The 26,572-nt window shown below is 36.5% G+C and carries 25 protein-coding genes; 18 read left to right on the forward strand and 7 right to left on the reverse strand.

Going from position 1 to position 26,572, the window contains the following annotated elements; all coding sequences use genetic code 11:
* The first annotated feature begins 278 nt into the window (after positions 1-278).
* Together FFU37_RS17195 and FFU37_RS17200 are read left to right on the forward strand one after the other, a co-directional pair.
* Positions 279-2,168: a putative bifunctional diguanylate cyclase/phosphodiesterase gene (locus FFU37_RS17195; RefSeq protein ID WP_226929085.1), complete on the forward strand. Its 1,890-nt coding sequence runs from the start codon at positions 279-281 to the stop codon at positions 2,166-2,168.
* A 229-nt stretch (positions 2,169-2,397) separates the two neighbouring features.
* Positions 2,398-3,528: a DUF748 domain-containing protein gene (locus tag FFU37_RS17200; protein ID WP_138490093.1), complete on the forward strand. Its 1,131-nt coding sequence runs from the start codon at positions 2,398-2,400 to the stop codon at positions 3,526-3,528.
* An 83-nt stretch (positions 3,529-3,611) separates the two neighbouring features.
* Here the strand turns inward: FFU37_RS17200 and FFU37_RS17205 are convergent, their stop codons facing one another.
* Complete coding sequence (locus FFU37_RS17205; RefSeq protein ID WP_138490094.1) at positions 3,612-4,418, reverse strand: ion transporter; 807 nt, start codon at positions 4,416-4,418, stop codon at positions 3,612-3,614.
* Positions 4,419-4,518: 100 nt separating this feature from the next.
* Here FFU37_RS17205 and FFU37_RS17210 point away from each other — a divergent pair, with 100 nt between their 5' ends.
* The 5 genes from FFU37_RS17210 to FFU37_RS17230 all read left to right on the forward strand — a co-directional run bounded on the left by FFU37_RS17210 (position 4,519) and on the right by FFU37_RS17230 (position 6,707).
* Entirely contained in the window at positions 4,519-4,731 is a 213-nt protein-coding gene (locus tag FFU37_RS17210) for a hypothetical protein (RefSeq protein WP_004334789.1), read from the forward strand.
* A gap of 15 nt (positions 4,732-4,746) precedes the next feature.
* Positions 4,747-5,028, forward strand: a complete 282-nt coding sequence (locus FFU37_RS17215; protein WP_138490095.1) for a hypothetical protein — start codon at positions 4,747-4,749, stop codon at positions 5,026-5,028.
* A 68-nt stretch (positions 5,029-5,096) separates the two neighbouring features.
* Positions 5,097-5,288 carry a YwbE family protein gene (locus FFU37_RS17220; protein ID WP_004334795.1) on the forward strand — a complete coding sequence of 64 codons (192 nt, stop codon included), beginning with the start codon at positions 5,097-5,099 and terminating at the stop codon, positions 5,286-5,288.
* The gene (locus FFU37_RS17225) at positions 5,288-5,806 is read left to right on the forward strand and encodes a DUF4240 domain-containing protein (RefSeq protein WP_024597581.1); all 519 of its coding nucleotides are present in this window, start codon (positions 5,288-5,290) and stop codon (positions 5,804-5,806) included. The genes FFU37_RS17220 and FFU37_RS17225 overlap by 1 nt, the downstream gene beginning before the upstream one ends.
* A gap of 439 nt (positions 5,807-6,245) precedes the next feature.
* Entirely contained in the window at positions 6,246-6,707 is a 462-nt protein-coding gene (locus FFU37_RS17230) for a hypothetical protein (RefSeq protein WP_138490096.1), read from the forward strand.
* 20 nt (positions 6,708-6,727) lie between these two features.
* Here FFU37_RS17230 and FFU37_RS17235 read toward each other — a convergent pair whose 3' ends face one another.
* From FFU37_RS17235 to FFU37_RS17245, 3 genes are all read right to left on the reverse strand, one after another.
* Positions 6,728-7,987 carry a Y-family DNA polymerase gene (locus FFU37_RS17235; RefSeq protein WP_024597582.1) on the reverse strand — a complete coding sequence of 420 codons (1,260 nt, stop codon included), beginning with the start codon at positions 7,985-7,987 and terminating at the stop codon, positions 6,728-6,730.
* Complete coding sequence (locus FFU37_RS17240; protein WP_004334808.1) at positions 7,975-8,388, reverse strand: S24 family peptidase; 414 nt, start codon at positions 8,386-8,388, stop codon at positions 7,975-7,977. The genes FFU37_RS17235 and FFU37_RS17240 overlap by 13 nt, the downstream gene beginning before the upstream one ends.
* Positions 8,389-8,469: 81 nt before the next feature.
* Complete coding sequence (locus tag FFU37_RS17245) at positions 8,470-8,889, reverse strand: MarR family winged helix-turn-helix transcriptional regulator (protein ID WP_004334811.1); 420 nt, start codon at positions 8,887-8,889, stop codon at positions 8,470-8,472.
* A gap of 293 nt (positions 8,890-9,182) precedes the next feature.
* On the opposite strand from FFU37_RS17245, the gene FFU37_RS17250 reads away from it, so the two are divergent.
* The 4 genes from FFU37_RS17250 to FFU37_RS17265 all read left to right on the forward strand — a co-directional run bounded on the left by FFU37_RS17250 (position 9,183) and on the right by FFU37_RS17265 (position 13,482).
* Positions 9,183-9,926 carry a siderophore-interacting protein gene (locus tag FFU37_RS17250; protein WP_138490097.1) on the forward strand — a complete coding sequence of 248 codons (744 nt, stop codon included), beginning with the start codon at positions 9,183-9,185 and terminating at the stop codon, positions 9,924-9,926.
* Positions 9,927-10,067: 141 nt separating this feature from the next.
* Complete coding sequence (locus tag FFU37_RS17255) at positions 10,068-11,057, forward strand: LLM class flavin-dependent oxidoreductase (RefSeq protein ID WP_007583209.1); 990 nt, start codon at positions 10,068-10,070, stop codon at positions 11,055-11,057.
* 283 nt (positions 11,058-11,340) lie between these two features.
* On the forward strand, positions 11,341-12,354 hold the full coding sequence (locus FFU37_RS17260; RefSeq protein ID WP_024609084.1) for a patatin-like phospholipase family protein: 1,014 nt from the start codon (positions 11,341-11,343) through the stop codon (positions 12,352-12,354).
* Between the two features lie 153 nt (positions 12,355-12,507).
* Complete coding sequence (locus tag FFU37_RS17265) at positions 12,508-13,482, forward strand: transposase (RefSeq protein WP_138490449.1); 975 nt, start codon at positions 12,508-12,510, stop codon at positions 13,480-13,482.
* A gap of 361 nt (positions 13,483-13,843) precedes the next feature.
* Here FFU37_RS17265 and FFU37_RS17270 read toward each other — a convergent pair whose 3' ends face one another.
* A complete protein-coding gene (locus FFU37_RS17270; RefSeq protein WP_033030858.1) occupies positions 13,844-14,275 on the reverse strand; it encodes an Lrp/AsnC family transcriptional regulator in 432 nt (143 codons plus the stop codon).
* Between the two features lie 172 nt (positions 14,276-14,447).
* On the opposite strand from FFU37_RS17270, the gene ocd reads away from it, so the two are divergent.
* The 5 genes from ocd to FFU37_RS17295 all read left to right on the forward strand — a co-directional run bounded on the left by ocd (position 14,448) and on the right by FFU37_RS17295 (position 20,037).
* Entirely contained in the window at positions 14,448-15,518 is a 1,071-nt protein-coding gene (gene ocd / locus FFU37_RS17275; protein WP_138490098.1) for an ornithine cyclodeaminase, read from the forward strand.
* On the forward strand, positions 15,515-16,426 hold the full coding sequence (gene ctlX / locus FFU37_RS17280) for a citrulline utilization hydrolase CtlX (protein WP_138490099.1): 912 nt from the start codon (positions 15,515-15,517) through the stop codon (positions 16,424-16,426). The genes ocd and ctlX overlap by 4 nt, the downstream gene beginning before the upstream one ends.
* Positions 16,427-16,547: 121 nt before the next feature.
* Entirely contained in the window at positions 16,548-17,954 is a 1,407-nt protein-coding gene (locus tag FFU37_RS17285) for an alanine/glycine:cation symporter family protein (protein ID WP_138490100.1), read from the forward strand.
* A gap of 137 nt (positions 17,955-18,091) precedes the next feature.
* Positions 18,092-19,123 (forward strand): patatin-like phospholipase family protein, encoded by a 1,032-nt coding sequence (locus tag FFU37_RS17290; RefSeq protein WP_138490101.1) that lies wholly within the window; start codon positions 18,092-18,094, stop codon positions 19,121-19,123.
* A 215-nt stretch (positions 19,124-19,338) separates the two neighbouring features.
* Positions 19,339-20,037: a hypothetical protein gene (locus FFU37_RS17295; RefSeq protein ID WP_138490102.1), complete on the forward strand. Its 699-nt coding sequence runs from the start codon at positions 19,339-19,341 to the stop codon at positions 20,035-20,037.
* Between the two features lie 157 nt (positions 20,038-20,194).
* On the opposite strand, the gene FFU37_RS17300 is transcribed toward FFU37_RS17295, so the two are convergent.
* On the reverse strand, positions 20,195-20,758 hold the full coding sequence (locus FFU37_RS17300) for a lipid-binding SYLF domain-containing protein (protein ID WP_024605345.1): 564 nt from the start codon (positions 20,756-20,758) through the stop codon (positions 20,195-20,197).
* Between the two features lie 148 nt (positions 20,759-20,906).
* On the opposite strand from FFU37_RS17300, the gene FFU37_RS17305 reads away from it, so the two are divergent.
* The gene (locus FFU37_RS17305) at positions 20,907-22,118 is read left to right on the forward strand and encodes a tyrosine-type recombinase/integrase (protein WP_033040017.1); all 1,212 of its coding nucleotides are present in this window, start codon (positions 20,907-20,909) and stop codon (positions 22,116-22,118) included.
* On the forward strand, positions 22,118-23,317 hold the full coding sequence (locus FFU37_RS17310) for a cation:proton antiporter (RefSeq protein ID WP_138490103.1): 1,200 nt from the start codon (positions 22,118-22,120) through the stop codon (positions 23,315-23,317). The genes FFU37_RS17305 and FFU37_RS17310 overlap by 1 nt, the downstream gene beginning before the upstream one ends.
* A 140-nt stretch (positions 23,318-23,457) precedes the next feature.
* On the opposite strand, the gene ydiJ is transcribed toward FFU37_RS17310, so the two are convergent.
* The gene (gene ydiJ, locus FFU37_RS17315; protein ID WP_138490104.1) at positions 23,458-26,505 is read right to left on the reverse strand and encodes a D-2-hydroxyglutarate dehydrogenase YdiJ; all 3,048 of its coding nucleotides are present in this window, start codon (positions 26,503-26,505) and stop codon (positions 23,458-23,460) included.
* Positions 26,506-26,572 lie beyond the last annotated feature (67 nt).

Raw genomic sequence — 26,572 nt, forward strand, 5'->3', positions numbered from 1 at the left:
AATATTTCTGATATAGAACAACTAAATAAAGAAATTTTTTCCATGTTATCGACACGATTTTCTTCCCTCAAAATAGATCACTTAATTAAGCGAATTGGTATAATATATAATCAGTTTTAACAAAAGGGGTTGGCAATTTGCCAGCCCTTTTTAGTTTAATGGCTTATAAAACCGCTTAAGAGGCTAAAACAATACTTTTTTATGAATGTTCACTTTTGTTTATTATTGAACTTAAGTAAACTGTTTACATTGTGCAACAGCCTATTCAAGTAACATTAATGACCTCTCACACAAATAACTTTGCCAATAAGCGATTAGCATTTGTTAGCTCCTATTTTAGTTCTGCAATTGCTATAAACACGGTTGTTTCTTGTTTTCTTATTTTTAGCAGTATTAACCACAGCGCCTCGCAAGAAAAGCTTTACTGGCTTTTTACGCTATCATTTATTTCATTACTTCGAATAGCAAGCCACGTATTTGTTAACAACACCCATGCTTTTAAATATCATCTGTATTTTATAGGTTTATTATTAACGGCTTTAACATGGGCTGCTTTTCCTATTTTGTTTTATGAAAACATGCAAATGCAGGAAAAATTTGTATCATTGGTTGTTTTTAGCTCCCTCGCTGGTGGCGGTGTAAACGTTTTAGCTTCTGATATTCGTTCCTCCTTGTCGTATATAACCTGTTTACTGGTTCCTTTTAGTATTTTATTACTTTTACAGCCTATTGAAGATGAGAATGTACTAGGTGTTTTAGGGCTCGTTTTATGGTTTATTTTGTGTTTTATAACGGCTTCACGTAGTGCAAAAGATGTAAAGTCATCAATTAATAATGAACTTAAGTTAGATCAATTTATTGAAAACTTAGAAAACGAAGTGCAACTTCGTACCGAACAAATAATTTCTTTAGAGCAAAAAGACAACCTAACTAAATTGTTTAACAGGGGGAGCTTTGTTTCTAATGTTGAACTTGATTTAGCCAATCAAAATGATGATATTAAAGCTGTTTTATTTTTAGATATGGATGACTTTAAAATCATCAACGATAAATACGGTCACGATTTTGGTGATTTTGTGCTGGCCCAAACAGGTAAACGATTAGTTGAAACACAAACCCAAGGCGACTTTATTGCTTGTCGATGGGGAGGTGATGAGTTTATTTTTTATTCTCGCACTAACACCGAAGATGAACTTTTTGACTGTGTTTTTAGATTAGTTAAAACCTTAACGAAAACAGTAAGCATGGACAGCTACCAAGTAAATCCCTCTTTTAAGGTCGGGCTGTATTTTACGCGCGAAAATTTTAATCTTGCAGAGGCGATTAAATACGCTGATGTAGCTATGTATGAAGGTAAGAAAAGCCGTAATGAAATATCGGTATTTGACGAGCGAATGCATGAATCGCTTAAAAGAGAAGAAGTACTTCGCAGCTCAATTAAAGAGTGCGTAGAAAAAGGTGACTTTCACCTGTGCTATCAACCTATTGTTGATATAAGCACAAATGAAATAACTACGTTTGAAGTACTACTTCGTTGGCAGTTTAATGATGAATTTATTCCCCCTTCAGAATTTATAGATATTGCAGAGCGATATGGAAAAATTAATATACTCGGCGAATTTGTACTAGAGCAAGCCATTGCGAGCTTAAGTAAGCTCAATGCCGTAAATAGTAATATTGGATTGTCGATTAATGTGTCGGTGCTGCAACTAGAAAATCATAACTTTTTAGATTTTTTAGTTGCGCTCTTAAATAGATACGCAGTTAAACCATACAATGTGCATTTAGAAATAACAGAAACAGTCATGATTAAAAATTTACCGTATTTGTCAAAAGTGATTACGGCCATAAAAAATACCGGTGTGCGTATTTCTATTGATGACTTTGGTACTGGGTTTTCTTCTATATCGGTTTTAAAAGAGCTATCAGTTGATTACATTAAAATAGATAAATCTTATATTGATAATATTTGTGAGTGCTCAAAAGACAAAAGTATTGTATCTGCGGTAACTAACATGTCGCATATGATTGGTTGCCAAGTAATAGCGGAGGGCGTAGAAAACTCCGCTCAGTTAACGTTATTACAAAGCTTAGAAATTGATAAATACCAAGGTTTTATATTCAGTAAACCAGTTAGATTTGATCAAGCACTATCCTTGATATATTAAAGGTACTCGCTGTTTTTATTTAGTTAAGTATTGCTGCATAAACCCAATTTTTTGTAGCAATTTTAAATTGGTATAACCTTTGCTGTTAATACTTAAATTAGCCACTTTAACTTCACTTAGGCTATTAACGATGTATTTTAAATACGATTTACGTAGTGTTGTTACAATTTTGCGTAATTCTTACATGTTTAAAATGCTCATTCGAAAGTATTAGGTAAAGGAAATTACAATGAGCTCGGTTTCTAATGTATTTCATAGCAAATGGTTTAACTCATTTGCGGTTATTTTATTAGTCCTTATTATTGCCAGAATAGCTGCACCTTATGCGCTTCAGCAGTACGTAAATTATCAGCTAAAACATACGCAAGGTGTTACGGGGCATGTTGGTGATGTAGATTTGTTTTTATATCGCGGTGCCTACGCGATTGACGACGTTGAAATTTACGCTGTTGATGCAACTTCAGCTCCTAAGCCTTTACTGAGTATTCAAACTCTCGATTTTTCACTTGCGTGGTCAGCCCTTTTAAAAGGGAATTTAGTCACAAACATGGCTTTTACGCGTCCTGAGATAGTTATTTACGATAAAGACCCCAATGCTTCTGAGCAAAATCAACAAGTAAAAGATGAAACCACTTGGGTGGGACTGGCGAATGACTTAGTACTGTTTTCTATTGATACCTTAATAATTGAGCAAGGCAAGTTAACCTTAGTTAACTCAACCAATAACGGTGAAAAACCCACTTTTATATCAAATATTAATGCCAAAATTGAAAATATAACGAATGCGCAAAACCTATCAAAAACACTTGTGACTACTCTAAACGTAGAGGGGGCGTTAATGGGGGAGGCCGCACTAAAACTTGATGGCAAACTAGACCCTTTTAGCAAACACGCTAATTTTGATTTTAACGCAGAGGTACAGCGCTTCTCAGTTAAAAATCTCGACACTGTATTTAAAGTGTATACACCGTTTGATATTGAAGCGGGGGGTATTGATGGCGCAATGGAACTTGTGGCTAAAGATAATAACTTAAATGGTTATGTAAAAGCGGGGGTTCAAAACCTGAGTGTATTTTCTTGGCGAGAAGATATAGAAAAAGATGATGACGGTATCTTTACTGCTATATTTGAAGGCAGTGTAGATTTACTGGGCTCTATACTTGAAAACGATGAGTCTAAACTTGTTGCTGCACGTATTCCTATAGAGGGGCAATTAGATAATACGGATGTTTCGACTTTCCAAGCCGTTATTTCGGTTTTAAAAAATGCTTTTTTTGATGCGTTTAAAATGAAAGTGGATAATGTTATTTCTTTTGAAGATCCAAAGAGTGATGAATCTTTAAGTAATAAAAGTAATTAATGTATTTATATTTCCCAAATTAAACGTTTAACTCTAAGTAACACCAACATTATTGATATTGGTGTTACTTAGTCTAGATATTTCTATTTGTCTTTACTTAATAGCGCTTTAAGCTCTGCAATTTGAACTTGTAGCTCATTTACCTGACCTTGTGTTGCAGGTAGAGAATCGTTATCCGCAAGCTCTTCTCGGGCATTCCGGTGCTCCTCACTCATAACTTCTAAAATGGCACCTACCATCATGTTTAAAAATACAAATGCGGTTAAAAATATAAACGTAAGGTAATAAATCCAGCTTAGTTCGTACACCGCCATTGTTTCGTACATTATGTCGGTCCAATCTTCGAATGTTGCCACCCTAAACAAGGTAAGCATTGATATTGAGACGTCTTGCCAAAGTACAGGATTGATTTCAGCAAACATCATGCTACCCATTGCAGCGTATATATAAAAAATAACAAACATTAACAGGGCTATATAACCCATTTGCGGAATGGCTTTAAGCAATGAGTTAACCAATAAGCGCAGCTCTGGGATCATCGAAACCAATCGTAACACTCTAAATATGCGCAACAGCCTAGCAATTAACATTGTAGAGCCAGCAGCAGGGTATAAACTGCCCAATACTATGATAGTGTCAAATATATTCCATCCCTTAGAAAAGAAGTCTTTAATGCCTTTACTTGCAACAAAGCGGATTATTAGTTCAATTAAAAAGAATGCAGTAATGCCAACGTCCATCCAATTAAGAGCAAGCTCTACGGTAGGATGTAGTGAGTAAGTGTGTGCACCTACTGTAAGGGCAGAAACAATAATTACAGCTATAACAAATGATTGAAATATCTTGCTTTTGTCTATACGCTGAAACAACTTTTGTAACTGCGACATCATAGTAATAGATCCTTTGGATATTAAGATTTTATGGCGCTAATATACAATAGTATCGTAATAATTTAACGCTTTTTCGATATAGAAAGTGTAAGGAAATTTAATGTTTATCAATAAACTAAAAAGCAGCGCATTACTTATTATTGGATCATGTGTTTTGGCTGGCTGCAGCTCTGATGCACGTTTTCATGAATTACAATCGGCGCGCCTTGATGAGTGTAACTATAAAGCTGACAAAGAATATTACGAATGCCTAGATAAACAAGACTCTAACTACGAAGAGTTTAAAAAACAGCAACAAGCCCAGACTAAATAAGTAACCTTTATATTTATGACTAAAACTCAAAAACAGCGCGATAAGCAAATTCGCTTAGCGCTTACTAATGCATGCGAAGCAATAAAAGAAATGGTAATTGGTTTTGATTATCTAACGCATACAGTTGATTTAAATAACGAAGTAAACACGTTAAAAGTACAATGTTACTTTATTGATGAGGTAGCCCGTGAAGATGCAAAACCGCAACTTGATGAGTTAACGCAGATTATACTTAGCCAGCTAGCAGCTATTAAGTTGAACGCAAAACCAACACACATCTCATTTTTAGCCAATTAACAGCGGTTTAGTTGGTATGACATCACATGGACGTTATAATTAGATAAATTATTTTTAGGGTTTAAATTATGGCTGTTCCTTCGCGTTCGCAAATTTCACCAGGTACCACAGTAAATATTGTATTAAAAGAAGATCAACGCAGCGGCACATTAACAGAAGGTGTGGTTGAGCGCCTTTTAACAAAATCACCAAATCACCCACACGGCATTAAAGTACGTTTAGAAGATGGTCAAGTTGGCCGAGTAAAAGAGATTTTATAATGGCAACGTTAACAGAGCAGGCTTTTTGGGATTTAGTAACAACGCCTGATTTAGGGCTCGATCCGCAAAGTGTGAGCGATAACCTAAAAAACAAACTGAATGATTTAAGCGATCAGCACCTTATTGATTTTGATAAGCACTTTGGCATACATATGCGTAAATGTTTTACCTGGGATTTGTTTGGTGCCGCCTTTGTGATGGCTGGATGTAATGACGATTACGGTTTTAGCGAGTTTAGATGTTGGTTAATTTCGCGCGGTAAAACAGTATTCGAAAACGCTTTAGAAAATGCTGATTCGTTAGCGCAGTGTACACCTGTTTATTACTTAAATGAGCAGCCTTACCCGTATATTGATGAGTATGATTTAATAGCCGGTTTATTATTTGAAGAACGCAGCGAAGACGAATTACCGTTTATTCCATCAGGCAGCGATGAACCCAAAGGCAAGCGTTTTAAAGACAAACCTAAGTTTTTAAAGCAAAGCTACCCTTTATTATTTGCAAAGTACTGGCAATAAAATAAACAGTAATTTGAGCGCTATTCAAACAATTTAATCAGTTCAATTTCCCTTCAAGTAAGCGTATTGATATAAATCGTTTTGTTGTTTAAGTACGTATTAACTAAAGTACTTAACAGCAAAATGGTTTGTAATGCAGTATCTAGGATGAATCTTTGTGGATTTAAATGTGTTCAATCTAAGGGGTTTATTTGTGGCACGAGGTTTGTGACCTAATGGGAACGGTAATTGCTCTTGCGTTATCTTACTGGCTTACACACATGTAAGAATTAGTAATAGTCGAGCAAAGCTCCCTTAGCTGCTCGTGTCTTGGTTCCTGAATACGACTTCTCTCCTTTTATAGTAAATCTCTGTTATAGTTGTTAAAAGTTATAAAAGCTAAGTGATTAGGCATTTTGCTATTATTTAACACGCTGACTCACGAGGATACACCCACGAAATGAAATATTTAACACTCGCTTTATTAACTGTCGCTTTTACAAGTGCAAATGCTTTTTCTGAGCCGAGTAATAAAACACGATTTATACCGCTTTTAAAGTCAAAATTGGGAGCCTACGAAGTTGTGTCGAGCAACTCAGGGTTATGCGTTAACAGCAATTTGAGTTTGACAGATGAAAGTGATTTAAGTTCGGGTTTTAAACTTGGTGAGCAAATTGTATTTGGATCGCTCCACAATGGTACCCGAACCATTAAAAAACCAAACTTTTGCTTTATAACCAGCACGCTTAAATATAAAAGTGATGGCCTTGAAAACGGCTTAAGAATGAGCCGTTGTGAAGATGCAATAAACGAAAAAACAATTAGCCAAAGTATCCGATTTTTAGCTGATAACACACTAAAGTACACATTGAGCGAACCCAGTGTAGAGTGTACATTTAAAAAAGCAGATGAAAGTAAATAAAGCATCTAGTAAGTAGCAAATCATTCGCAGTATATTTTAGGGATATCGCGCCAACGCGTGGTGTACTGCGGCGACAAAAAATCACGGTTCATGTGCCACCGGTCATTTAATTTACTACTTGCAAGGCTTAGCATTCCTTTTCCGTATCGATTGTTAATTGTGTCTAAGCATTGCATAAGTTTTGGATTATCAGGGCTTTTATTAAATAAGTCATTTTGCTGAAACTGTTCTGATATTAGCTCTACCGCACCCACACCACACTTATAAAACCGTATACCGGGTTGGTAAATCTTATTAAATACCTCAGATACAGCATTAGCCATCACGCAGGTGTCGTTAGTGGGTGAGGGGAACTTATACACAAAAGACTTTTTATAATATTTATTTTCGTGCGCGCCACTGGCTGCAAAAATATAAAGCTGGTGAGTGAGCGAGTGTTGCGCTCTTAGTTTATTAGCCACTGTGGTTACATGGTTAATTAGCGCTGTTTTAAGGGCTGTTGGCTCACATATGCGCTCTCCAAAACTACGGGTCGAATAAATCTCTCGCTTATCTTGTCGTACATCATCCCAGTTTAAACATGTTATCCCGTTAAGCTCGCTTACTGTGCGTTCAACAACCACACTAAATGCACGGCGCATTGCCCTAGGGTTTTGCTGAGCAAGATCCCAGGCGGTGTGTATATTCATTATTTTAAGTTTTTTAGCTAGCCGCCGGCCTATTCCCCACACATCTTCGCAGCTCATTCTTTGTAAAATAGCTTGGCGAGTTTGTTCGCTATTTATTACTGCAACACCATTAAAACCACTGAGCTTTTTAGCGGCATGGTTAGCGGCTTTTGCTAAAGTAGGGGTCGGGCCAAAACCAACACCTACAGGAAGCTTTGTTTCGCGCCATACTGTGCGCCTTATTGTATGACCGTATTCATGCCAGTCTTTAATTAATGATGTGTAGCCATCAAAGTGCAAAAACGATTCATCAATACTGTATATGTGCTGTGTATCGCAAAAGCGAGCGATGATATTCATCATTTTGTCGCTTAAATCAGCATAAAGCTCGTAATTACTAGAGCGAATAACAACGTTGTTTTGCTCAAGTAAATGCTTAACTTTAAAGTACGGGCCAAATTTAGGAATATTTAAGCGCCGAGCAATAGGGCAAATAGCGCATACACAGCCATCGTTATTGGTAAGTACAACCACGGGTTTTGATCGAATAGCAGGGTCAAATACTTTTTCGGCACTGGCATAAAACGACACAGCATCAACTAAGGCATACATTTTAGTAACTCTGGGCTTTGCCTGTGCATTCTTATTGATAGCGTTACTACGCCTTCGAGCTGAAACTCGTCTGCAGAGGTGAGTTGTACAGGCTTATGTAAAGAAGACGCTGAAAGCAGCCGTGCATTGGTTTTATCAAGCAGCTTGCATACAAAAAGACCATTTAAGTTAGCAACAATAACGTCACCATTTTCTGCAGGCTCTGCACGGTCAATAACTAATAAGTCCCCTTCAAAAATTCCGACTTCTTGCATAGAGTTACCCGATGCTAGGCCAATAAAGGTAGCATTTGGGTGCTTTATTAAAAGCTCATCAAGGGTTACACCTAGCTCGGTGTACTGCGCTGCGGGCGATTCAAAACCACACACGCCTGCTTCTATATAAATGGGAATGACAAACATAACACAACCTAAAACGCATATACTGTATAAGTGTACAGTATATGCGTTTTGTGTAAGTTATGCCAAGAAATGTATAACCGATCAATCCATATTTTTGATCATTTGCTGTGCGATATCTAAAAAGTCTTTGATTTGCTGAGGGTTTAAGTTTTTACACATTTGATTATTTATTTTCTGCTCTGAGGCTAATAACTTATCAAAAAGAACTTTGCCTTGCTCTGTGAGCGACAAAATAAAGCAGCGCTTATCGTGCTCACTTGCCTGTTTATTTATTAAATTTAAGCCAATAAGATCTTTAATTAAACGTGCTATTTGTGCTTTGTCGCGCTGCGTTTTAGTAACAATATCGTTAGCCGTACAGTTATTTACGTTCGCAATAATATGTATGCAGCGTACGTGCATAGCATTAATACCAAGTTCGCCTGCGTTAATTGCTTCACGAATTGTGACGCGGTAATTTTGCATCAATTCAAACAGCGTATTTGATAAAGGTGTATTCATAAAACTCTCAATATAGTTGACAAAGTCAATTAATTTGTTATAGTTGATTTTATCAACCAATGGGGCGTTGTGCAATGTCTGCTTTTATAGCAGCCAATTATTATACCAATCTGCTTATATATGGGGTCTATTTAACGTTAAGAAAATTACGCTAGAACTAGGCTAAAATTTTGTATCTAGTTGTTCTAAATAAAAAATTTTAACAACGTTATAGTGAAATTTAATTAATTAAATTGATCAAAGATTTATGCAAGTTGGTATTAAAGTCCAAGTTTTGTAAAACGAGGTAATGCATGGGTAAACAAATTCGCAAAGCTAACATATTAAGTACGCAGCAAATCACACCACATCTACAACGCATTGTTGTAGGCTCTGATGATTTTAACGACTTAACCTCACAGCACATTGGTAACTATGTAAAAGTACTGATCCCAAAAAATGGTGAAGTAGATTTTAACTTAAAAACAGCGTGTATGCGATCTTACACAATAAGGCATGTAGATGCACAAACAGGCGCGTTAACACTTGATTTTGTTATAAATATGCACCATGGTCCGGCAACTGACTGGGCTAAAATTGCAAAAGTAGGTGATGAGGTAGGTATTGCAGGCCCAGGCCCTAAAAAGCTAGATAATTATGGGCATTCGCATTATGTGTTGCTAGGGGATTTAACTTCGGTAAATGCAATAAAGGGGTATATACAGCAATTACCTTTATTTTCAAAAATTGATGCCTTTGTACATGTACCCACCGAAAAAGACATTATTGATTTAGAAACAAGCCGCGATGTTAATTGGCTTGTTACCGACAATGCTGACGAAGCGCTACTTAGCGCGCTTCAAAATTTGCACATTACAGCAGAACCTCCCATTGTATTTATGGCATTGGAAGCTGGGCTTGTTCGTAAAGCAAAAGCACTGCTAACAGAGCAATTTAATATACCACGCGGTAATATTGTTTCCTCAGGGTATTGGAAAAAAGGCGTGGATTCAGAAGGCTATAAAAAGCTGCGCCAACGTGATGCACAGCTTGCTTGAATACCTTAGAGCAAAATAACATATACCTATTTTGCTCTAATACCACTGCGTAACTTGAATTGACCTAATAGCAGACCCATTTAAGTGTTTTATGCTAATGATGTAATACATTGTTAGCATGCATTTTTAGGAGCTGCTATTTTGTTAAATTCCATTCCTTTTTCGTTATTAGAGCTTGCCCCCATGATCAAAGGGGACAGCGTAACTAACACTCTTCATAAAAGTACTAAATACGCTCAACGTGCAGATGAGCTTGGCTTTAACCGTTTTTGGCTTGCTGAGCATCATAATATGCCAGGTATAATTTGTGCGGCCACTTCAATTTTGGTTGGTCACATTGCAGGTAATACCAAAAAGATACGCGTTGGATCGGGCGGTATTATGCTGCCTAACCACTCCCCATTAGTTGTTGCTGAACAATTTGGTACATTAGAGAGCTTATATCCAGGGCGAATAGATTTAGGACTCGGGCGTGCCCCAGGTAGCGACCCTGTAACGAGTCGTGCATTAAACAACGATATGAGCCGTGCAGAAAACTTCCCAGGTGAAGTAACTGAACTGCAAACATTGTTAGGTCCTTACAACGGTACGCACCCTATACGTGCTATACCCGGTGAGGACACAAACGTGCCTATTTGGTTATTAGGCTCGAGTTTATTTAGCGCGCAACTAGCGGCGCAAAAAGGGTTACCGTACGTATTTGCGGGGCATTTTGCACCGCGCTTTGTGCACGATGCAATAGCGCTGTATAAGCGCGAATTTAAAGCATCAAGCGTACTTGATAAGCCATACGTAATGCTTGCACTGCCTTTAGTGGCAGCAGACACCGACGATGAAGCGCAATACTTGTCGACTACTTCTAAGCAACGTGTGCTCGAACTTATACGCGGTAACGAGCTGTGGCTAAAACCACCTGTTGAAAGCATGGACGGGTTATGGAGCGAACAAGAGCGCGCTCATGTAGAGAACTTTTTAAGCCTAAGCGTAGTAGGCGGACATGTAAGTATTAAACACAAGTTAGAGATGATAGCTAAACAGCTAGAAGTAGATGAGTTTATATTTACCAATGATGTATTCGATAGTGAAAAACGCCACCGTGCACTCGAAATTTTAATGGAAATAAAGCACTAAAATATAGTTAGTTAAGCAAGCGTACACTCTGGGCTTGTTAATATACAGACATCATCAAAAGTTAAACTTTTTTAACTCATTTTATTAACTTTAAGTGATGTCTGTATTTGTTATTTAAATATTCAAAGTAAATTTAATTGCTATTTTTAGTACATATTTTGCTTTATATACCGTTCTGTTTTTTCAATTGAACTGATTTAAACAATCAATTTTAAGATATCACTTTTGTTTTTTATAATGTAGCTATTAAACCAGACATCATAAAATTAAAGGCAGGTACACCGTGAACTCTCTAAACACCGCAACAGCTAATTCAGTTAACAAAACAGCGCAGCCAAAAGTTGCTCTGATTGCTGAAGGTGGCGGGCAGCGAGGGATATTCACAGCTGGCGTACTTGATGCTTGGTTAGAGCAAAGCTATGACCCATTTGATTTATTTATTGGTACTTCAGCTGGTTCGCAAAACTTAACTAGCTACTTAGCGCGTCAAAAAGGCTACGCTAAACGCCTGATTAGAGGGCTTTCGCGTAATAAGCGTTTTTTTCAGCTTGGTCGCGGATTAGTGGGTAAGCATATAGTTGATTTAGATTGGTACTTTGACAAAACCACTGAAGTAAACAGAGCTATAGATTTCAAAACAGCTAAAACTAGTTTAGGTGAGCGTGAACTACTTATAACAGCAACAAACGCACGAGACAGAAAAGCTTATTACTTATCGCCTACAGGTGATAGTGGTCAATGGCGTGATTTGTTAAAGGCTTCTAGCGCACTCCCGTTTTTATACAAACAAGGTGTAAAGTTAACACCTTGGTTAAACGCAAAAGCAGCGAATGAAACACATCTTGTTGAAGAACAAGCACAGAGCGATTTTTATCTAGACGGTGGTTTAGCCGCTCCACTTCCCGTGCGTGAGGCTTACAACCGAGGTGCTCGTAAAATTGTTGTAATAAGAACGGTTGACGCTAATTTTCAAGCGCAATCTGCATGGGTACAAAAGCTAAGAACATTTGCTATAGCATCAGGCTATTGTCCAAAAACATTGGACTACTTAATACAGCACGAAAAAGCGTATTTAGATGAGCTTGAGTTTATTGCAAATCCACCAAGTGATGTGGAAATAATACAAATTTTTGCAGACGAAAAACTGCATAGCAAATTATTAGGTAGTTCAAATAACGATTTACGTTTTGATCATAAATTAGGCTTAGCTGCAGGACGGTCTTATTTAGCGCAGCAAAGCCAATTTGAGATCAGCAATACGCATAACTACTCACAAAGCGAGTATCGTTACAATTAAGCCAATCGGATACCCAAATCATGAATAATACTGCGACTTAAAGTTGCAGTATTATTCATTTAAATGCCTTTTATTTAAATGACACCCACCCTAATTTGTACATTTATTAACCTTGGCTATACTTTATAAAATTTTAAAGTGAGCATAATGCCTGTGGCTACTGCACGAAAAAGACAAATAAGCCTCTCCAATACACGTTACTATCACTGTATTTCTCGGTGTGTGAGACGTGCATACCTATGTGGAATTGATACACAAACAGGCAAAAGCTATGAGCATCGTAGAGATTGGGTAGAGGAGCGTTTATTATTTTTGGCGAAGGTATTTTGTATTGATATTTGTGCTTACGCGGTAATGAGTAACCATACACATTTAGTACTTTATATAGATGACAAAAAAGCAAATAGGCTTACAGATAGAGCTGTTTGTATAAGGTGGCATAAAGCATTTAAAGGGACGAATATATCTAAGCGTTATCTTGAAGGTGAATCGCTATCAGATGAAGAAAAAGTGTTACTAAAGCATAGTATAATGAAATTTAGAAATCGTTTAAAAGATATTTCTTGGTTTATGCGTTCGTTAAACGAGAATATAGCAAGGCAAGCTAATAAAGAAGACGATTGTACAGGCCGTTTTTGGGAGGGGCGCTTTAAATCTCAAGCTTTACTGGATGAGCCTGCACTATTAGCTTGCATGGCATATGTTGACTTAAATCCTATAAGGGCAAAAGTTTCACAGAGCATTCAAACATCATCATTTACCAGTATTAAAAAACGAATTGAACATGCAATAGCAGGTAATCAGCCAAAGTTTTTAGCTAAATTTGTAGGAAAGCTCTCACAAAAGATAAGTAAAGGTTTACCATTTGAGTTTAAAAATTATCTAGAATTAGTAGAGCAAACAGGAAAGTGTATAAGGGCAGACAAACCAGGTTATATAAATCAAAGTACAACGCCTATATTAAAAACATTAAACATAACCGAAAAAAACTGGCTTAAACTAACAACCCGCTTTACTAAGATGTTTCATGGTGCTGTTGGTAAAGCCGAAAAAATAGAAATCTACTGCAATAATCAACATTTCAAACGACGACCCAATATCAAAAATAGCCAAGCTTTAACTGCTTAGTTTTACTATTTAATACAACTTATCAAAGTTTAGACTGAATGTACTCAGGGTTTTAACTCATCTGTGATTTAGATAAACAGAAGCTTCTAATCAATTAGTTGATGTAGCTAAAGAATTAACCGGATATAAGAGACACAATAAATAATTTTTAAGTGTTTAGTCCCTCAGTTTTTAAAAATTTAAATGGGTGTCATTCTAAATTTTACTAAATAATCGCCCTAGAAAATGTTTAGGATTTAAAACACCAAATGAAGTCTATAATGAATTAGGTGGTGCACTTCCAATTAGAATCTAGGTAGTGAATACTTAAAATATTATAAATGGGTGTCATTTAAATATTCTTTTAAATATTAAAAATAACTTAAGTTGATGAAAGCAATATGCTTGTTTCACTATTTAAAATACCGTCAATTTCTCGTACTTGCCTTAACACTCCATCAAACTCACTTAAATTTGCAGCTTGAAGCTCTGCAACTAAATCCCATGCACCATTGGTGGTGTGTAATTTTATAAGCTCGGGTATTCCGCGCATTGTTTTAATTACTTGTGAGGTAGATTTACCAACGACTTCTATCATCATAATTGCGCGCACGGCTTCTGTTTCTATGTGTTCGTGAACGCGTACAGTAAACCCTAATATTGCGCCTGAGCTAACTAATCTGTCTAACCTATTTTGCACTGTCCCGCGTGATACATTTAAAGAACTGGCTAAAGCTGAAATAGAAGCGCGGCCGTCTTTTCGTAATTCAGCTATTAAAGCATTATCAAGAGAGTCATAAATATAGGGAGTCATAAATCAAACCTTTAAAAGAAGTTACTGACCAAAATACATAAATTGTATATAACTGCATAGCAAAATGATAAAAACTAGTACTATTTGTGTAATTAATTACCATATTAAATAGCACGTAGCCTCGCTAAACTTGTTTTAAATTAACTAATACATTTATTCAAGAGGTTTCAGCATGAGTCATTTTATAGCACAGCCAAAACAAGGCGTTCCATTTGTTAGCGTTCAGGCAATGGCTAAGCTTATAAATAGCTTAGGGGTCGAAAACGTTCTGCTAGATCTAACACATAAATTAGAAACCGACTTTGCCCGTTGGACAGAGTTTGATAAGTCACCTCGCTATGCAGCACACTCACCAGAGGGGGTAATAGAGCTAATGCCAGTGAGTGATGGCCAAATGTTCAGCTGTAAATATGTAAATGGTCACCCAAAAAACACCTTTAGAGAACTTCAAACAGTCGCTGCATTTGGTATTTTAGCCGATGTAGATAGTGGCTATCCGGTTATGATAAGCGAAATGTGTTTACTAACAGCACTACGTACAGCCGCAACTTCTGCAATGGTAGCTAAATATTTAGCACCTAAAAACTCAACAACCCTTACTTTAATAGGCAATGGTGCCCAATCAGAGTTTCAGGCTCTCGCTTTTAAAGCGGTACTAGGTATTACGCATATTCGTTTATACGATATAGATAAAAGCGCCTCTAAAAAAGCATTTGCTAATTTAAGTGCATGCGGATTAAACGTGACTATTTGTAATAGTGTACAAGAGGCAGTAAAAGGGGCAGATATCATCACTACCTGTACTGCTGATAAAACTAACGCTACTATTTTAACAAATGACATGATCCCACAAGGTGTGCACATTAATGCCATAGGTGGTGATTGCCCAGGTAAAACAGAGTTAGATGCTAGATTGCTTGAGCGTGCTAATGTATTTGTTGAGTACGAGCCACAAACTCGAATAGAGGGCGAAATTCAACAAATGAGTCCAAGCTTTACAGTAACTGAGTTTCATAACGTTATTAATAAGCAGTCGCTTGGGCGTACTAGCCAAGATGAATTAACCATTTTTGACGGCGTTGGCTTTGCGAGCGAAGACTTTACCGCACTGGTATTTATACGTGATGAGTTAATTAAAACGGGCGAGTTTGCTTTGCTTGATTTAATTACACAACAAGCGGATCCTCGTAATTTATTTTCAGTGCTTAGTGATCAACCATTAGTAAAAGAGCACGTGGCATGAGCGAAGTAAACCAAGCCCCCAGAGCTGTAGTGATGGTAAGGCCACATCACTTTACATCTAACCCACACACAATGCTCGATAACGCATTTCAAAGTGAATGTTTAGCACAAAACCAAAGTGAACAAGCATTTAAAGAAGTGACTAATGCCGTACAAATATTAAAAAATGAAGGGGTAACAGTTCACCTTTTTGAAGATGAGCAAACACACACTCCCGATTCAGTTTTTCCTAACAATTGGTTTTCAACTCATCAAAGTGGCCAATTAATAATCTATCCAATGTTTGTAGAAAACAGAAGGTTAGAATATCGAAAAGATATTATTGATTTTTTAACGGATCACTATAAAGTGTCTTCAGTGACTGATTATTCATTTTTATCGAAAGAAAATTCATTTCTTGAAGGCACTGGTTCACTGGTTATCGATCATCAAAATAAACTCGCTTACGCGGTAGAATCAAAAAGAACTACCAAGTCGGTGGTTAATACAATATGTGAGCAATTAAAACTATCACCCATAGTGTTTAACGCATATGACGAGCAAGGAACTGCGGTTTATCACACTAATGTTTTAATGTGTATTGCTACAAAATTTGTAATGATCAGTTTAAATATGGTGCCAATTGAACAACGTGCACAGTTAGCTAAACATTTTTTAAAAAGCCATCATCAAGTTATCGATTTAACGCTTGAGCAAATTAATAACTTTTGTGGCAATGCTATTGAGCTACAAGGTAAAAATGGTCGTATTTTAGCCTTATCGCAAACTGCGTTTAATGCACTTACACCGGCACAAATAACAGTTATACAAAAAACGGCTAAGCTTGTGCCATTACCAATACCTACTATTGAGTCGGCTGGTGGCTCAGTTAGGTGCATGATTGCAGGAGTTCATTTGCAAAATAAATAATGTATAGTTTTAAGGCAGCTTAGCTGCCTTATTTGCATTAAATTTTTAGTCGATGTCGCAAGCAAATGCCGTTATACCCAAAAAAGGGTATTAATATAAAAAATATAAGAAGGAATTAGCAATGTTCGATACCGTCGTCAAAAGCGTAAACAACCTTTTATGGGGAGAAGGTCAGGTACTTATTTATATACTCTTGTTTACGGGGGTATGGTTTTCAGTACGATTAAAGGCAATTCAAATACTTAAATTTAAACATATGTTTAGCCTTTTAAAAGGCAGTAGCAAATGTAAGAAAAACGATATTTCCTCATTCCAAGCGTTGTGTACAGGGCTTTGCGCACGAGTAGGTACCGGTAATTTAGCCGGTGTGGCAGTTGCAATTTCTCTTGGCGGCAGCGGCGCTATATTTTGGATGTGGGTTATAGCCATATTGGGTATGGCTACAGGCTTTGCCGAAAGCGTACTTGGGCAAGTATATAAAGTGCGTGATAGTGGCGGCGAGTTTAGAGGCGGCCCTGCGTATTATATTCAACAAGGTTTGGGTAGCCGGGCGTTTGCAATTGTGTTTGCCGCGTGTTTGTTTTTAGGTTACGGCTTTACGTTTAGCGCAATGCAAACTAACACAATTACCGACGCACTCAACTACGCGTTTGAAGTTCCTACATTTTATTCAGGTCTGGTTATTACAGTACTAGCAGGCTCAATTATACTAGGTGGCTTTAAAGCAATTGCCCGATTTGCAGAGCGCGTTGTACCAATAATGGGCATTGTATTTGTACTTGCCGCCGTTATTATTACGGTTATAAATTTCACGCAAGTACCCGCCATGCTTAAGGATGTATTTTTATCAGCATTTGGTTTACAAGAAGCCGGAGCGGGTGCAATGGGCGCTGCGATTAAAAACGGTATTCAACGTGGTTTATATTCTAATGAGGCCGGTGCAGGTAGTGTGCCGCATGCTTCAGCAAGTGCCAGCCCAATTCCTAATCACCCTGTAACGCAAGGTTACATACAAATGCTAGGCGTATTTTTCGATACAATCGTACTGTGTAGCTGTACCGCTGTGATCATTTTATTGGCCGATATAGACATAAGCGGTGAAATGGAAGGCATTCGTTTAACACAAAGCGCGATGACTGCTCATTTAGCACAAGGTGGTGTTTATTTTGTAGCAGCCGCTATTACCTTATTTGCTTTTACATCGGTGGTGGCAAACTACGCCTATGCAGAGAGCAACTTGCACTTATTTAAGCTCGACAACAAAGTAGGGCGCGGCATTTACACTTTGCTTTATTTATCAATGATGTTGTGGGGCGCATCGGCCACATTAAAAGAAGTCTGGGATTTAGCCGATATTGCCTTAGGGTTAATGACAGTGGTTAACGTTATCGCTATTATACTGTTAACGCCGACTATTTTGTCTGTTACGAGCGATTACCACGCACAAAGAGACAAAGGTTTAGAGCCCGAATTTAAAGTAAAAGATGTAAAAGTACAGGGCAAATGCGAAGACGGCATTTGGGACTAACTCACGTATTTTAAGCACACTTAACTATAAAAAGCGGTTTTATGGCAACATAAATCCGCTTTTTACTTTGCATAAATATTCACTTCCGGTGTTGTAAAATAACTATAGCAACCAAAATAAAAGGCACAATTTTTTAGATGATCGAGATTCACGCAGGGAAAACAGCGGCTAAAATTATTAACGAACAGGGCTTTAAACCTGAAATTTTCACCTCTTTTTTAGGTGCAAGTGGCGGTCCTAAATGGTTTACTTTATTTGGCTTAGATAAATATATTTTTGGTGAATTTTTTAAAAACTGCACCCAACCACTTAATTTAATTGGATCATCTGCTGGCGCTTTTCGCTCTGCATGTTTTGCACAAAACGATCCCGTTGCTGCCATTGAGCGCTTAGCAAAATCGTATTCGCAAACTAGGTACTCAAGTAATAAACCAACACCAAATGAAATAACAATAAAAGCGCGCGCATTACTTGAAGATGTTTTTGGCGATAACGGCGTAACCGAAATTATAAATAACCCAATATATAAAGCGCACTTTATAGTAGCAAAATCGAATGGCTTTATTGCCAGCGAAAATAAATTAATACAGTTAATGGGCTTATCAAAAAGTTACATGCTTAACCGCGTTAACCGAAAATTATTAGGCTCGCAGTATGAGCGTTTTATATTTGGCCCAGCAACAAGTGACTTATCAATCACCGACAGTTACAATTTTAAAACGCAAAACATAGCGCTTACTCAACATAATTTAAAAGATGCGTTACTTGCATCGGGTTCAATACCACTTGTTATGCAAGGCATAAAAAATATTGCAGGCTCGCCGCAAGGAATATATCGCGATGGCGGAATAATTGATTACCACTTTGATTTAAAAATTAATAACCCAGGACTTATTTTATATCCGCATTTTAATTCAGAGCCAAAAGCAGGGTGGTTCGATAAAAATTTAAAACGTAAAGTATCACCACTTAATTACGATAATGTGGTGATGATCACTCCATCAAAAGAATTTATAGCAAGCTTACCTTACGGAAAAATCCCAGACAGAAACGACTTTACCGATCTCGATGCAGATACACGTATAAAATACTGGAATACTGTTTTTAGTGAAACTGAGAAATTGGCTGAGGCGTTTGATAAAAAATTAAATAATGATAATTTTATTTGAAGTAATATTAATAATTTAATTACTGACAACACATAAATTACGGTATGTTTAATATGCTAGAAGTAGATAAGCAAATGTCTAGTTTCGCAGTATAGATGTTATCTTATGGCAATTTAAATATTTTAAATTATGTACTTATAGAATATAAGGTGGTTATATAACGATAATAGATTAAATCTGTTAGGAACTATAAATATAAATTAATAAGGATTGTTATGGATAAGTATATATATTTTTTAATAAAAATTTTTGATGAAGATAAACATGCTGAAATGTTTTTAGATGGATTTCTTCACTCAAAAAAACTTTCTTATTTTAGAAAACTTTATGATGAAGCTTTAGGAAATCGAGGTGATAAGCATGAAGGAGTTGTTAGTTGGTATAAAGCAGAAGAATTAATAATTGAAATAAATGGTGTTACTTTAAAGGATGTTGTTGGTAATGTATCAATGAATATGAACTACCATGATAATGTTAACATCTTCTGTTTGTATGCATCTTACCAAACGGAAAATTTTGAATTGACTCAAGAAAATCTACCAAAATTAATTGAAGAATTAAAAATATCTGAAAGCTGTTTGGGGCTGGGTAGAAAAGCTGTGATTGTGACAAATGTAGAAGAATTTATTAATAGAGTATTGAATAAAGCTGAACAACAGCAATTAAATTTTAAAGCTGGTTTAATCGAATATTATGACCCTGAAATATTCTCAGGAAAATTCACAGATGATGATGCGATATTTAAGAAAAGAATAGAGTTTTCACATCAAAAAGAATACAGGTTTGCATTCTATCCTAATAATATTTCTGATGATGCAATGAATCTAGACATAGGTAATATCAGAGATATAGCTTTCAAAATGGAAGCTAAAGAGATTAATAACGAAATAAAAATAAGTAAAATAACTAGATGAATTTAAAATTTTAATTCTGGTAGCTTATATACCGTAGTGAAAAATTTTAGAATAACTAAAAACAACCCATAAATTACGTTATGTTAAATTTGGTGAGCTTTAATAAAGCGAGCGTGATTATACAAACCAGCTCGCTTTTAGGAGAGTAATTTGGGGGTTAATTAAGCTCTGAATCAACCCAAAACTTGGTACCTTTTAATACAGCTTGTAGTGCAAGGCCATTTTCGGTTACAGAATATACAGTAACTTGATCTGCAATCGCTTCGGCAACCAGTGCACCGCCTTTATCTTCATATTTTGCTGCTGCATCAGCGTTTCCGCCAAATGCCCAACCATGTTCAATAAATCTATTTAGTGCAGCTTGGTTATGAAAAACCATTACAACGTTAAAATCTTTAACGCCTAAGCCAAGCCCTAAACCGGCTTCACCCATATTCATGTAAGTCGATTTACCAGTAAGGTTATTTTTAACTACGCCGTAACCGCCACCAAAACTGGCTAAAACAACATTTACGTTCGCGTTATCAAAAACAGCGTAACCAGCCGAATTAGCAATTTGTTTTTTAACGTCAGGTTTTTCAGCGTATAATTTATCTAATGTATTTGTTTTCATACTTTGTACAAGTGAACGTTTTTCGCTTGGTGATGCACTACCTGTAGTAGCACATCCAGTTAACGCAACAGTTAAAGCAAGTACGCTTAGTATAATTAGTTTTTTCATGATTTTTCCTTAATAAGATATAGCAACCAACAACCATAGAATAATCACGGCATTAAAATAATTAGAGCTTTACTATGTCCAATACTAGACAGTATCGGACTTTAACGTTATTCTGTAAGCCTATTATTTAATTGAATATTTATACATTATGCTTGTTGCTTTGGTTGATACGTTAAAACAATTAAGATATCAAATTGCCCATCTAGATGACGGTACTCTAAATTCAGAATACCCAGAACTTGCATCCTTTATACAGGAAATTGGCTTGACTGTAACTGAATCAAAAGCCGATCTGACATTCTTATATCAGTTTTTATATGTTTATGGCCGCAAGTCAGAAGCCACTTATAGCCGTTTTCGAAATGAACTTGAACGCTTTTATTTATGGTCGTGGTTAATAGCAGAAAAATCAGTATTCGATTTAAAACGTGAAGATATTGAAGCTTACGTTGATTTTATGGTTGAACCTGATAAAGAATGGGCTGCAACTTCAGTGCAATGGCGTTATAAAGATGAGCAAGGAATTCGTAGATTAAATCAAAATTGGCGCCCTTTTATGCTAAAAGAATCAACTGCCAGCCAACAAACTTTATCGGCCATGTTTACTGCCTTAAATGTATTTTATAAGTTTGCCCTACTCGAAGAAAAAACATTCGCGAACTTTGTCCCTGTTGTTAAAAAAAATAGCCCGTATTTAGTTGTTCAATCACAAATTCAAATTCCTGATACATTAAGTGATATTCAATGGGAATACGTTTTTGGTGTAACGCGTGATTTATGCGAACATAACCCTGATTTAGAGCGAAACTTATTTACGCTTGCCTGCTTAAAAGGTCTTTATTTACGAATTTCAGAATTATCTGAGCGCCCACAATGGTCGCCGGTAATGTCTCATTTTTGGCAAGATAATGATGGATTTTGGTTTTTACGTATAATGGGTAAAGGTAATAAATTACGAGATGTAACCTTAAGTGATGATTTTGTTGAATATTTAAAACGATACAGATTATATCGAGGGCTACCTGCCCTTCCTCGGGTTGATGAATCTGAGCCGTTAGTTCATAAAATTCGCGGTCAAGGTGGCATGACCGTAAGGCAAATTAGGCGTTTAGTTCAACAAAGTTTTGATTATGCTCAGCAATCATTACTTGATGATGGTTTTAAAGATGATGCTGAACAACTTGGCGCTGCAACTGCACATTGGCTTCGTCATACTGGTGCCACACATGATGCGCAAACTAGACCGCTTAAACATTTATCAGAAGATTTAGGTCATTCTAAAATTGCGACTACCGATCAAATTTATATTCAAACAAATATTAAAGAGCGAGCAAAATCAGGACTTAAAAGGAAAATTTAATGGAGTATTTAGTAATAGCATTTATAGGCGGACTATTTTTAATTTATTCTTTAACACTTCGCCAATTAGAAAAAACAGAAGTAACAGGTCCAATGTTTTTTGTTGTCGGCGGAATATGTTTAGCTTTTATGCTACCCAACGAAGGACATAAAATAAAAGAAGGCGTTGATCTTTTATTACCATTTATAGAGCTTACGCTAAGTATATTTTTATTTTCAGATGCAGCTAAATCAAAGCTAAGTGTTCTAAGGCATAGTTTTCAGTATCCTAGTTTACTATTGTTTGTTGCCCTACCTTTAACATTATTACTCGGTATTGCTGTTGCTTTATTTTTCTTTGCTGAGCTTTCACTTATTCAAGCGGCGTTGCTCGCAATTATTTTAACGCCTACCGATGCAGCTTTAAGTAAAGGGCTATTAGCAAGTACACAAGTGCCTGAAAAAATACGCGAAGGAATAAATACTGAAAGTGGTTTGAACGATGGATTATGCGTACCCATATTTTTAATATTTATATTACTCGCTAAAAATCCGGATTCAGCTATTACCGCAACACAAACATTAAGTGTGTTTGGACGAGAGCTTGGCTTGGCTTTATTAATAGCTATTATAAGTATTGCTGTTTTTATACCGAGTTTAAACTTTGCAATGAAACGTCATTACTTTGCACAAAATACCAGTCCGTTTTTATTACTTGGTTTTGCTATGGCTGTTTTTTCTGTCACTCAGTATTTTCATGGCAGTGGATTTATTGCGGTGTTTATTGCAGGCTTATTATTTGATAAATTTTCGACTGAAGAAGTTAGAACAGAATTAATTGAAGACTCAGAGCACATTGCAGATTTCACATCACTAATGATTTGGTGCTTGTTCGGGTTTGTTTGTGCTTACTTAGTTATTCCGAAATTAAATACTGAAATTATAATTTACGCTTTATTAAGTACAACATTAATTAGAATAATTCCAGTTATGTTGTCTCTGCAGTTTACGGCATTGAATATTAAAGAGCGTTTTACATTTGCATGGTTTGGACCAAGAGGATTAGCATCAATTGTTTTTACATTGATGGTGATTGATACGCAAATAGAAAACAAATATCAAATTGCGACAATAGCAATGACGACTATTTTGTTTAGTGTATTTATACATGGTATAAGTACAAAGCCAATTGCAGACAGTTTCGCTAAAAAATCTAAATAGCTGTTATAAAAATTAGTGAATTTTTTGCCGAGGTATTAAGGCGTTTTTCCAGCCTCAAAAACGATCATTTAATTAAGCGAATGGGTATTAATAAAAAAAGGCGTAACTTATTTTTAAGTTACGCCTTTTTTTAACTTTTATTAGCTAAGTACCTGTGCGAGTAATTCAATTGGGTGTTTTGGTTTAAATTTCTCAAAACGTTTAACTTGGCTGCGACAAGAAAAGCCCGTAGATAAAAGTTGCTCTGGTTTATTTTTATCTACAATTGGTTTCCAACTCATTTCGTAAAGTGCACGTGAGTTATCTTGATTTTGTGCTTCGTGGCCATAAGTTCCCGCCATTCCACAGCAACCTGTATTTGTTGTTTTTAATGTTAAACCAATATCACTGAAAATTGTTTGCCAAACATTTGCTGCTTTTGGCAGTGCAGTTGTTTCAGTACAGTGACTCAGTAATGTAAATTCGGTATCTGTATTTTGCTTTGCGCTTAGTGATTTGAACGATTGTGTTTCGAACCATTCATGGGCAAGTTGCACATTAAATTGACCACGGTTATTTTCTAAAATTGTATTATATTCATCGCGGTAGCACATAACGAGTGACGCATCTAAACCGACTAGCGGTGCATTAATATCATTTAATTTATTTAAAAACTCAGCTGCATTTTTAGCTGTAACTTTAAATTCATGCAAAAAACCTTTTACGTGTTGCGGTTTACCATTTGGTTTAAAAGGTAATAGCATTGGTTTTTTGCCAAGTTGGGTTATTAAAGTAATAAAACTTTCTACTAGTTCGGCTTCGTAAAAGCTCGTAAATGGGTCTTGTACTATTAATACATATTCACTTTGTTGCTCTGCATTTAATTTATTTAATAAATCAAAATCAAATTTTTGTGTTTTAGTAATACGCTTTGAAAGTGCAGGAATACTTAGCTGTGGGGTATCAACATAGCCAACTGTTTTTTTAATAACATTGCTTACTAATGATGTTTTAACAATTGGGTTTATAACTTTTGCAAACTTTGCCATTAATGGCGCGCTGTTTTCTATGTTACCAACAAGGTAATCTTTTAGCGGACGCGCATAATAACTATGATAATAATTTAAAAAGCGCGACCGAAAAGTAGGAACATCTACTTTAATTGGGCAAGCAGTTGTACATGCTTTACATGCTAAACATTCATCCATTGACGCTTTTACTTCGTGAGAAAAGTCGTAAATACCTTTTCGTTTTTCGCGGCTGTGAACAAAACGTTCCCACCAGGTAATGACTTCACCTTTGTTAAGTTGCTTTTCTACTTCGAGTAAATCTACATTTTTTGACTCTTGTAATCGAAGCCATTCGCGCATTAAACTTGCGCGTCCTTTTGGTGAATTACGACGATCGCCAGTTACTTTATACGATGGACACATAGGTGAATTTTCATCGTAATTAAAGCATATGCCATTGCCATTACAGGTCATTGCATTGTTAAAACTGGTTTTAACTTCTATTGATATTTGCTTATCGAAGTGCGATCTCTTTTGTCCATCAACACTAACTAGTGAGTCTTCACTATCGATAGGAGTACATATTTTACCGGGGTTAATGCGGTTGTTAGGATCGAAAGCTGTTTTTATTTTACGAAGTTGCGTATATAAATGCTCACCAAAAAATTCAGGGCTGTATTCACTTCGGTAACCTTTACCGTGTTCGCCCCACATTAAACCACCGTACTTAGCGGTTAGTTTTACTACCTGATCTGAAATAGTTCTAAGTAGTTTTTCTTGTTCTGGGTCGCACATATCAAGTGCTGGGCGTACGTGTAAAACGCCTGCATCAACATGGCCAAACATACCATATTGTAAATTATGGCTGTCGAGTAATGCTCTAAATTCGACAATATAATCTGCTAAATTTTCAGGGGGTACTGCAGTGTCTTCTGCAAAGGCGAGTGGTTTTTGACTGCCTTTTACATTACCTAATAAACCCACTGATTTTTTACGCATTGCGTAAATTTTTAGTATATCGCTTTTATCACTGGTTAACTGATAACCAATAACGCCATTAGTTTGATTTGCTACGCATTCATCTAGAAGCTTACAAAGCGTGTCTACTTTGTCTTTTATATCATCGTTTGATACTGCATTAAACTCGACCATGTTAAGGCCTTGCATATCTTTATTTGGTACGTCGGTTATTAAGTCCGATACTAAATTCCAAATGATGTCTTCACGCGCTAAGTTTAAAACTTTGCTATCAACGGTTTCTACCGATGTTGCGCGTGCATCAACTAAAAACGGTGAATGACGAAGTGCAGAATCAAAACTATCGTATTTGATATTTATAAGGGTTTTAAATTCGGCAATAGGCGTTAGGTTTAATTTAGCTTCAGTTACTATACCTAATGAGCCTTCTGAACCCGTTATTAAGCGGCTCATGTCAAAAGTAAGTAAGTCATCACTTAGCACATGCTCTAGGTCGTAGCCGGTTAAAAACCTATTTAACCGTGGAAACTTAGCTAAAATAGCTGCGCGTTCATTAACTGAAATATCTAAAACTGTTTTATATAAACTACCAATTAGAGAGTCTTGCTCGGCTATAATTTTTGCTTTGTCGATGTCTATTGGTGAGGTGCACATAGGCGTACCATCGACTAAATAAGTTGTAAGCCCTAAAACATGATCGCTTGTTTTTCCGTAAACTAACGAACCTTGCCCAGAGGCGTCAGTACTTATCATGCCACCAATAGTTGCCCTGTTACTAGTAGATAAATCGGGTGAGAAGAAAAAACCATAAGGTTTTAAAAAATCATTAAGTTGATCTTTTATTACGCCAGTTTGAACGCGTACCCAGCCTTCTTCTACATTTATTTCGAGGATTTCGCGCATATAGCGAGACAAATCTACAACAATACCTGGTGTTAACGATTGACCGTTAGTACCTGTTCCGCCACCACGAGGGCCAAAAGTTAATGATAAAAATGGGTCGCGAGATGCAGTTTGCAGTGCGAGTTGAATATCTTTTTCATTTTTTGGAAAAATAACACCTTGGGGTATTTCCTGATACACACTGTTATCGGTTGAAGCAGTAATACGCGTTGCATAACTTGCATCGGTATCTCCACTAAAACCTTGGCTTGCAATGGTATTTAGGTAATTTGCGACAAGTTCTGTCGCGGCATCTTGCTGTGTAATTGTTGCTATCATGACGGCGATATCTTAGGGCATTTGACTAATTATATCATGGTGATGGCGAATAGAAATTGAAGATTTT

Origin of the sequence: Pseudoalteromonas distincta (assembly GCF_005877035.1) — a bacterium.
Classification (GTDB): domain Bacteria; phylum Pseudomonadota; class Gammaproteobacteria; order Enterobacterales; family Alteromonadaceae; genus Pseudoalteromonas; species Pseudoalteromonas distincta.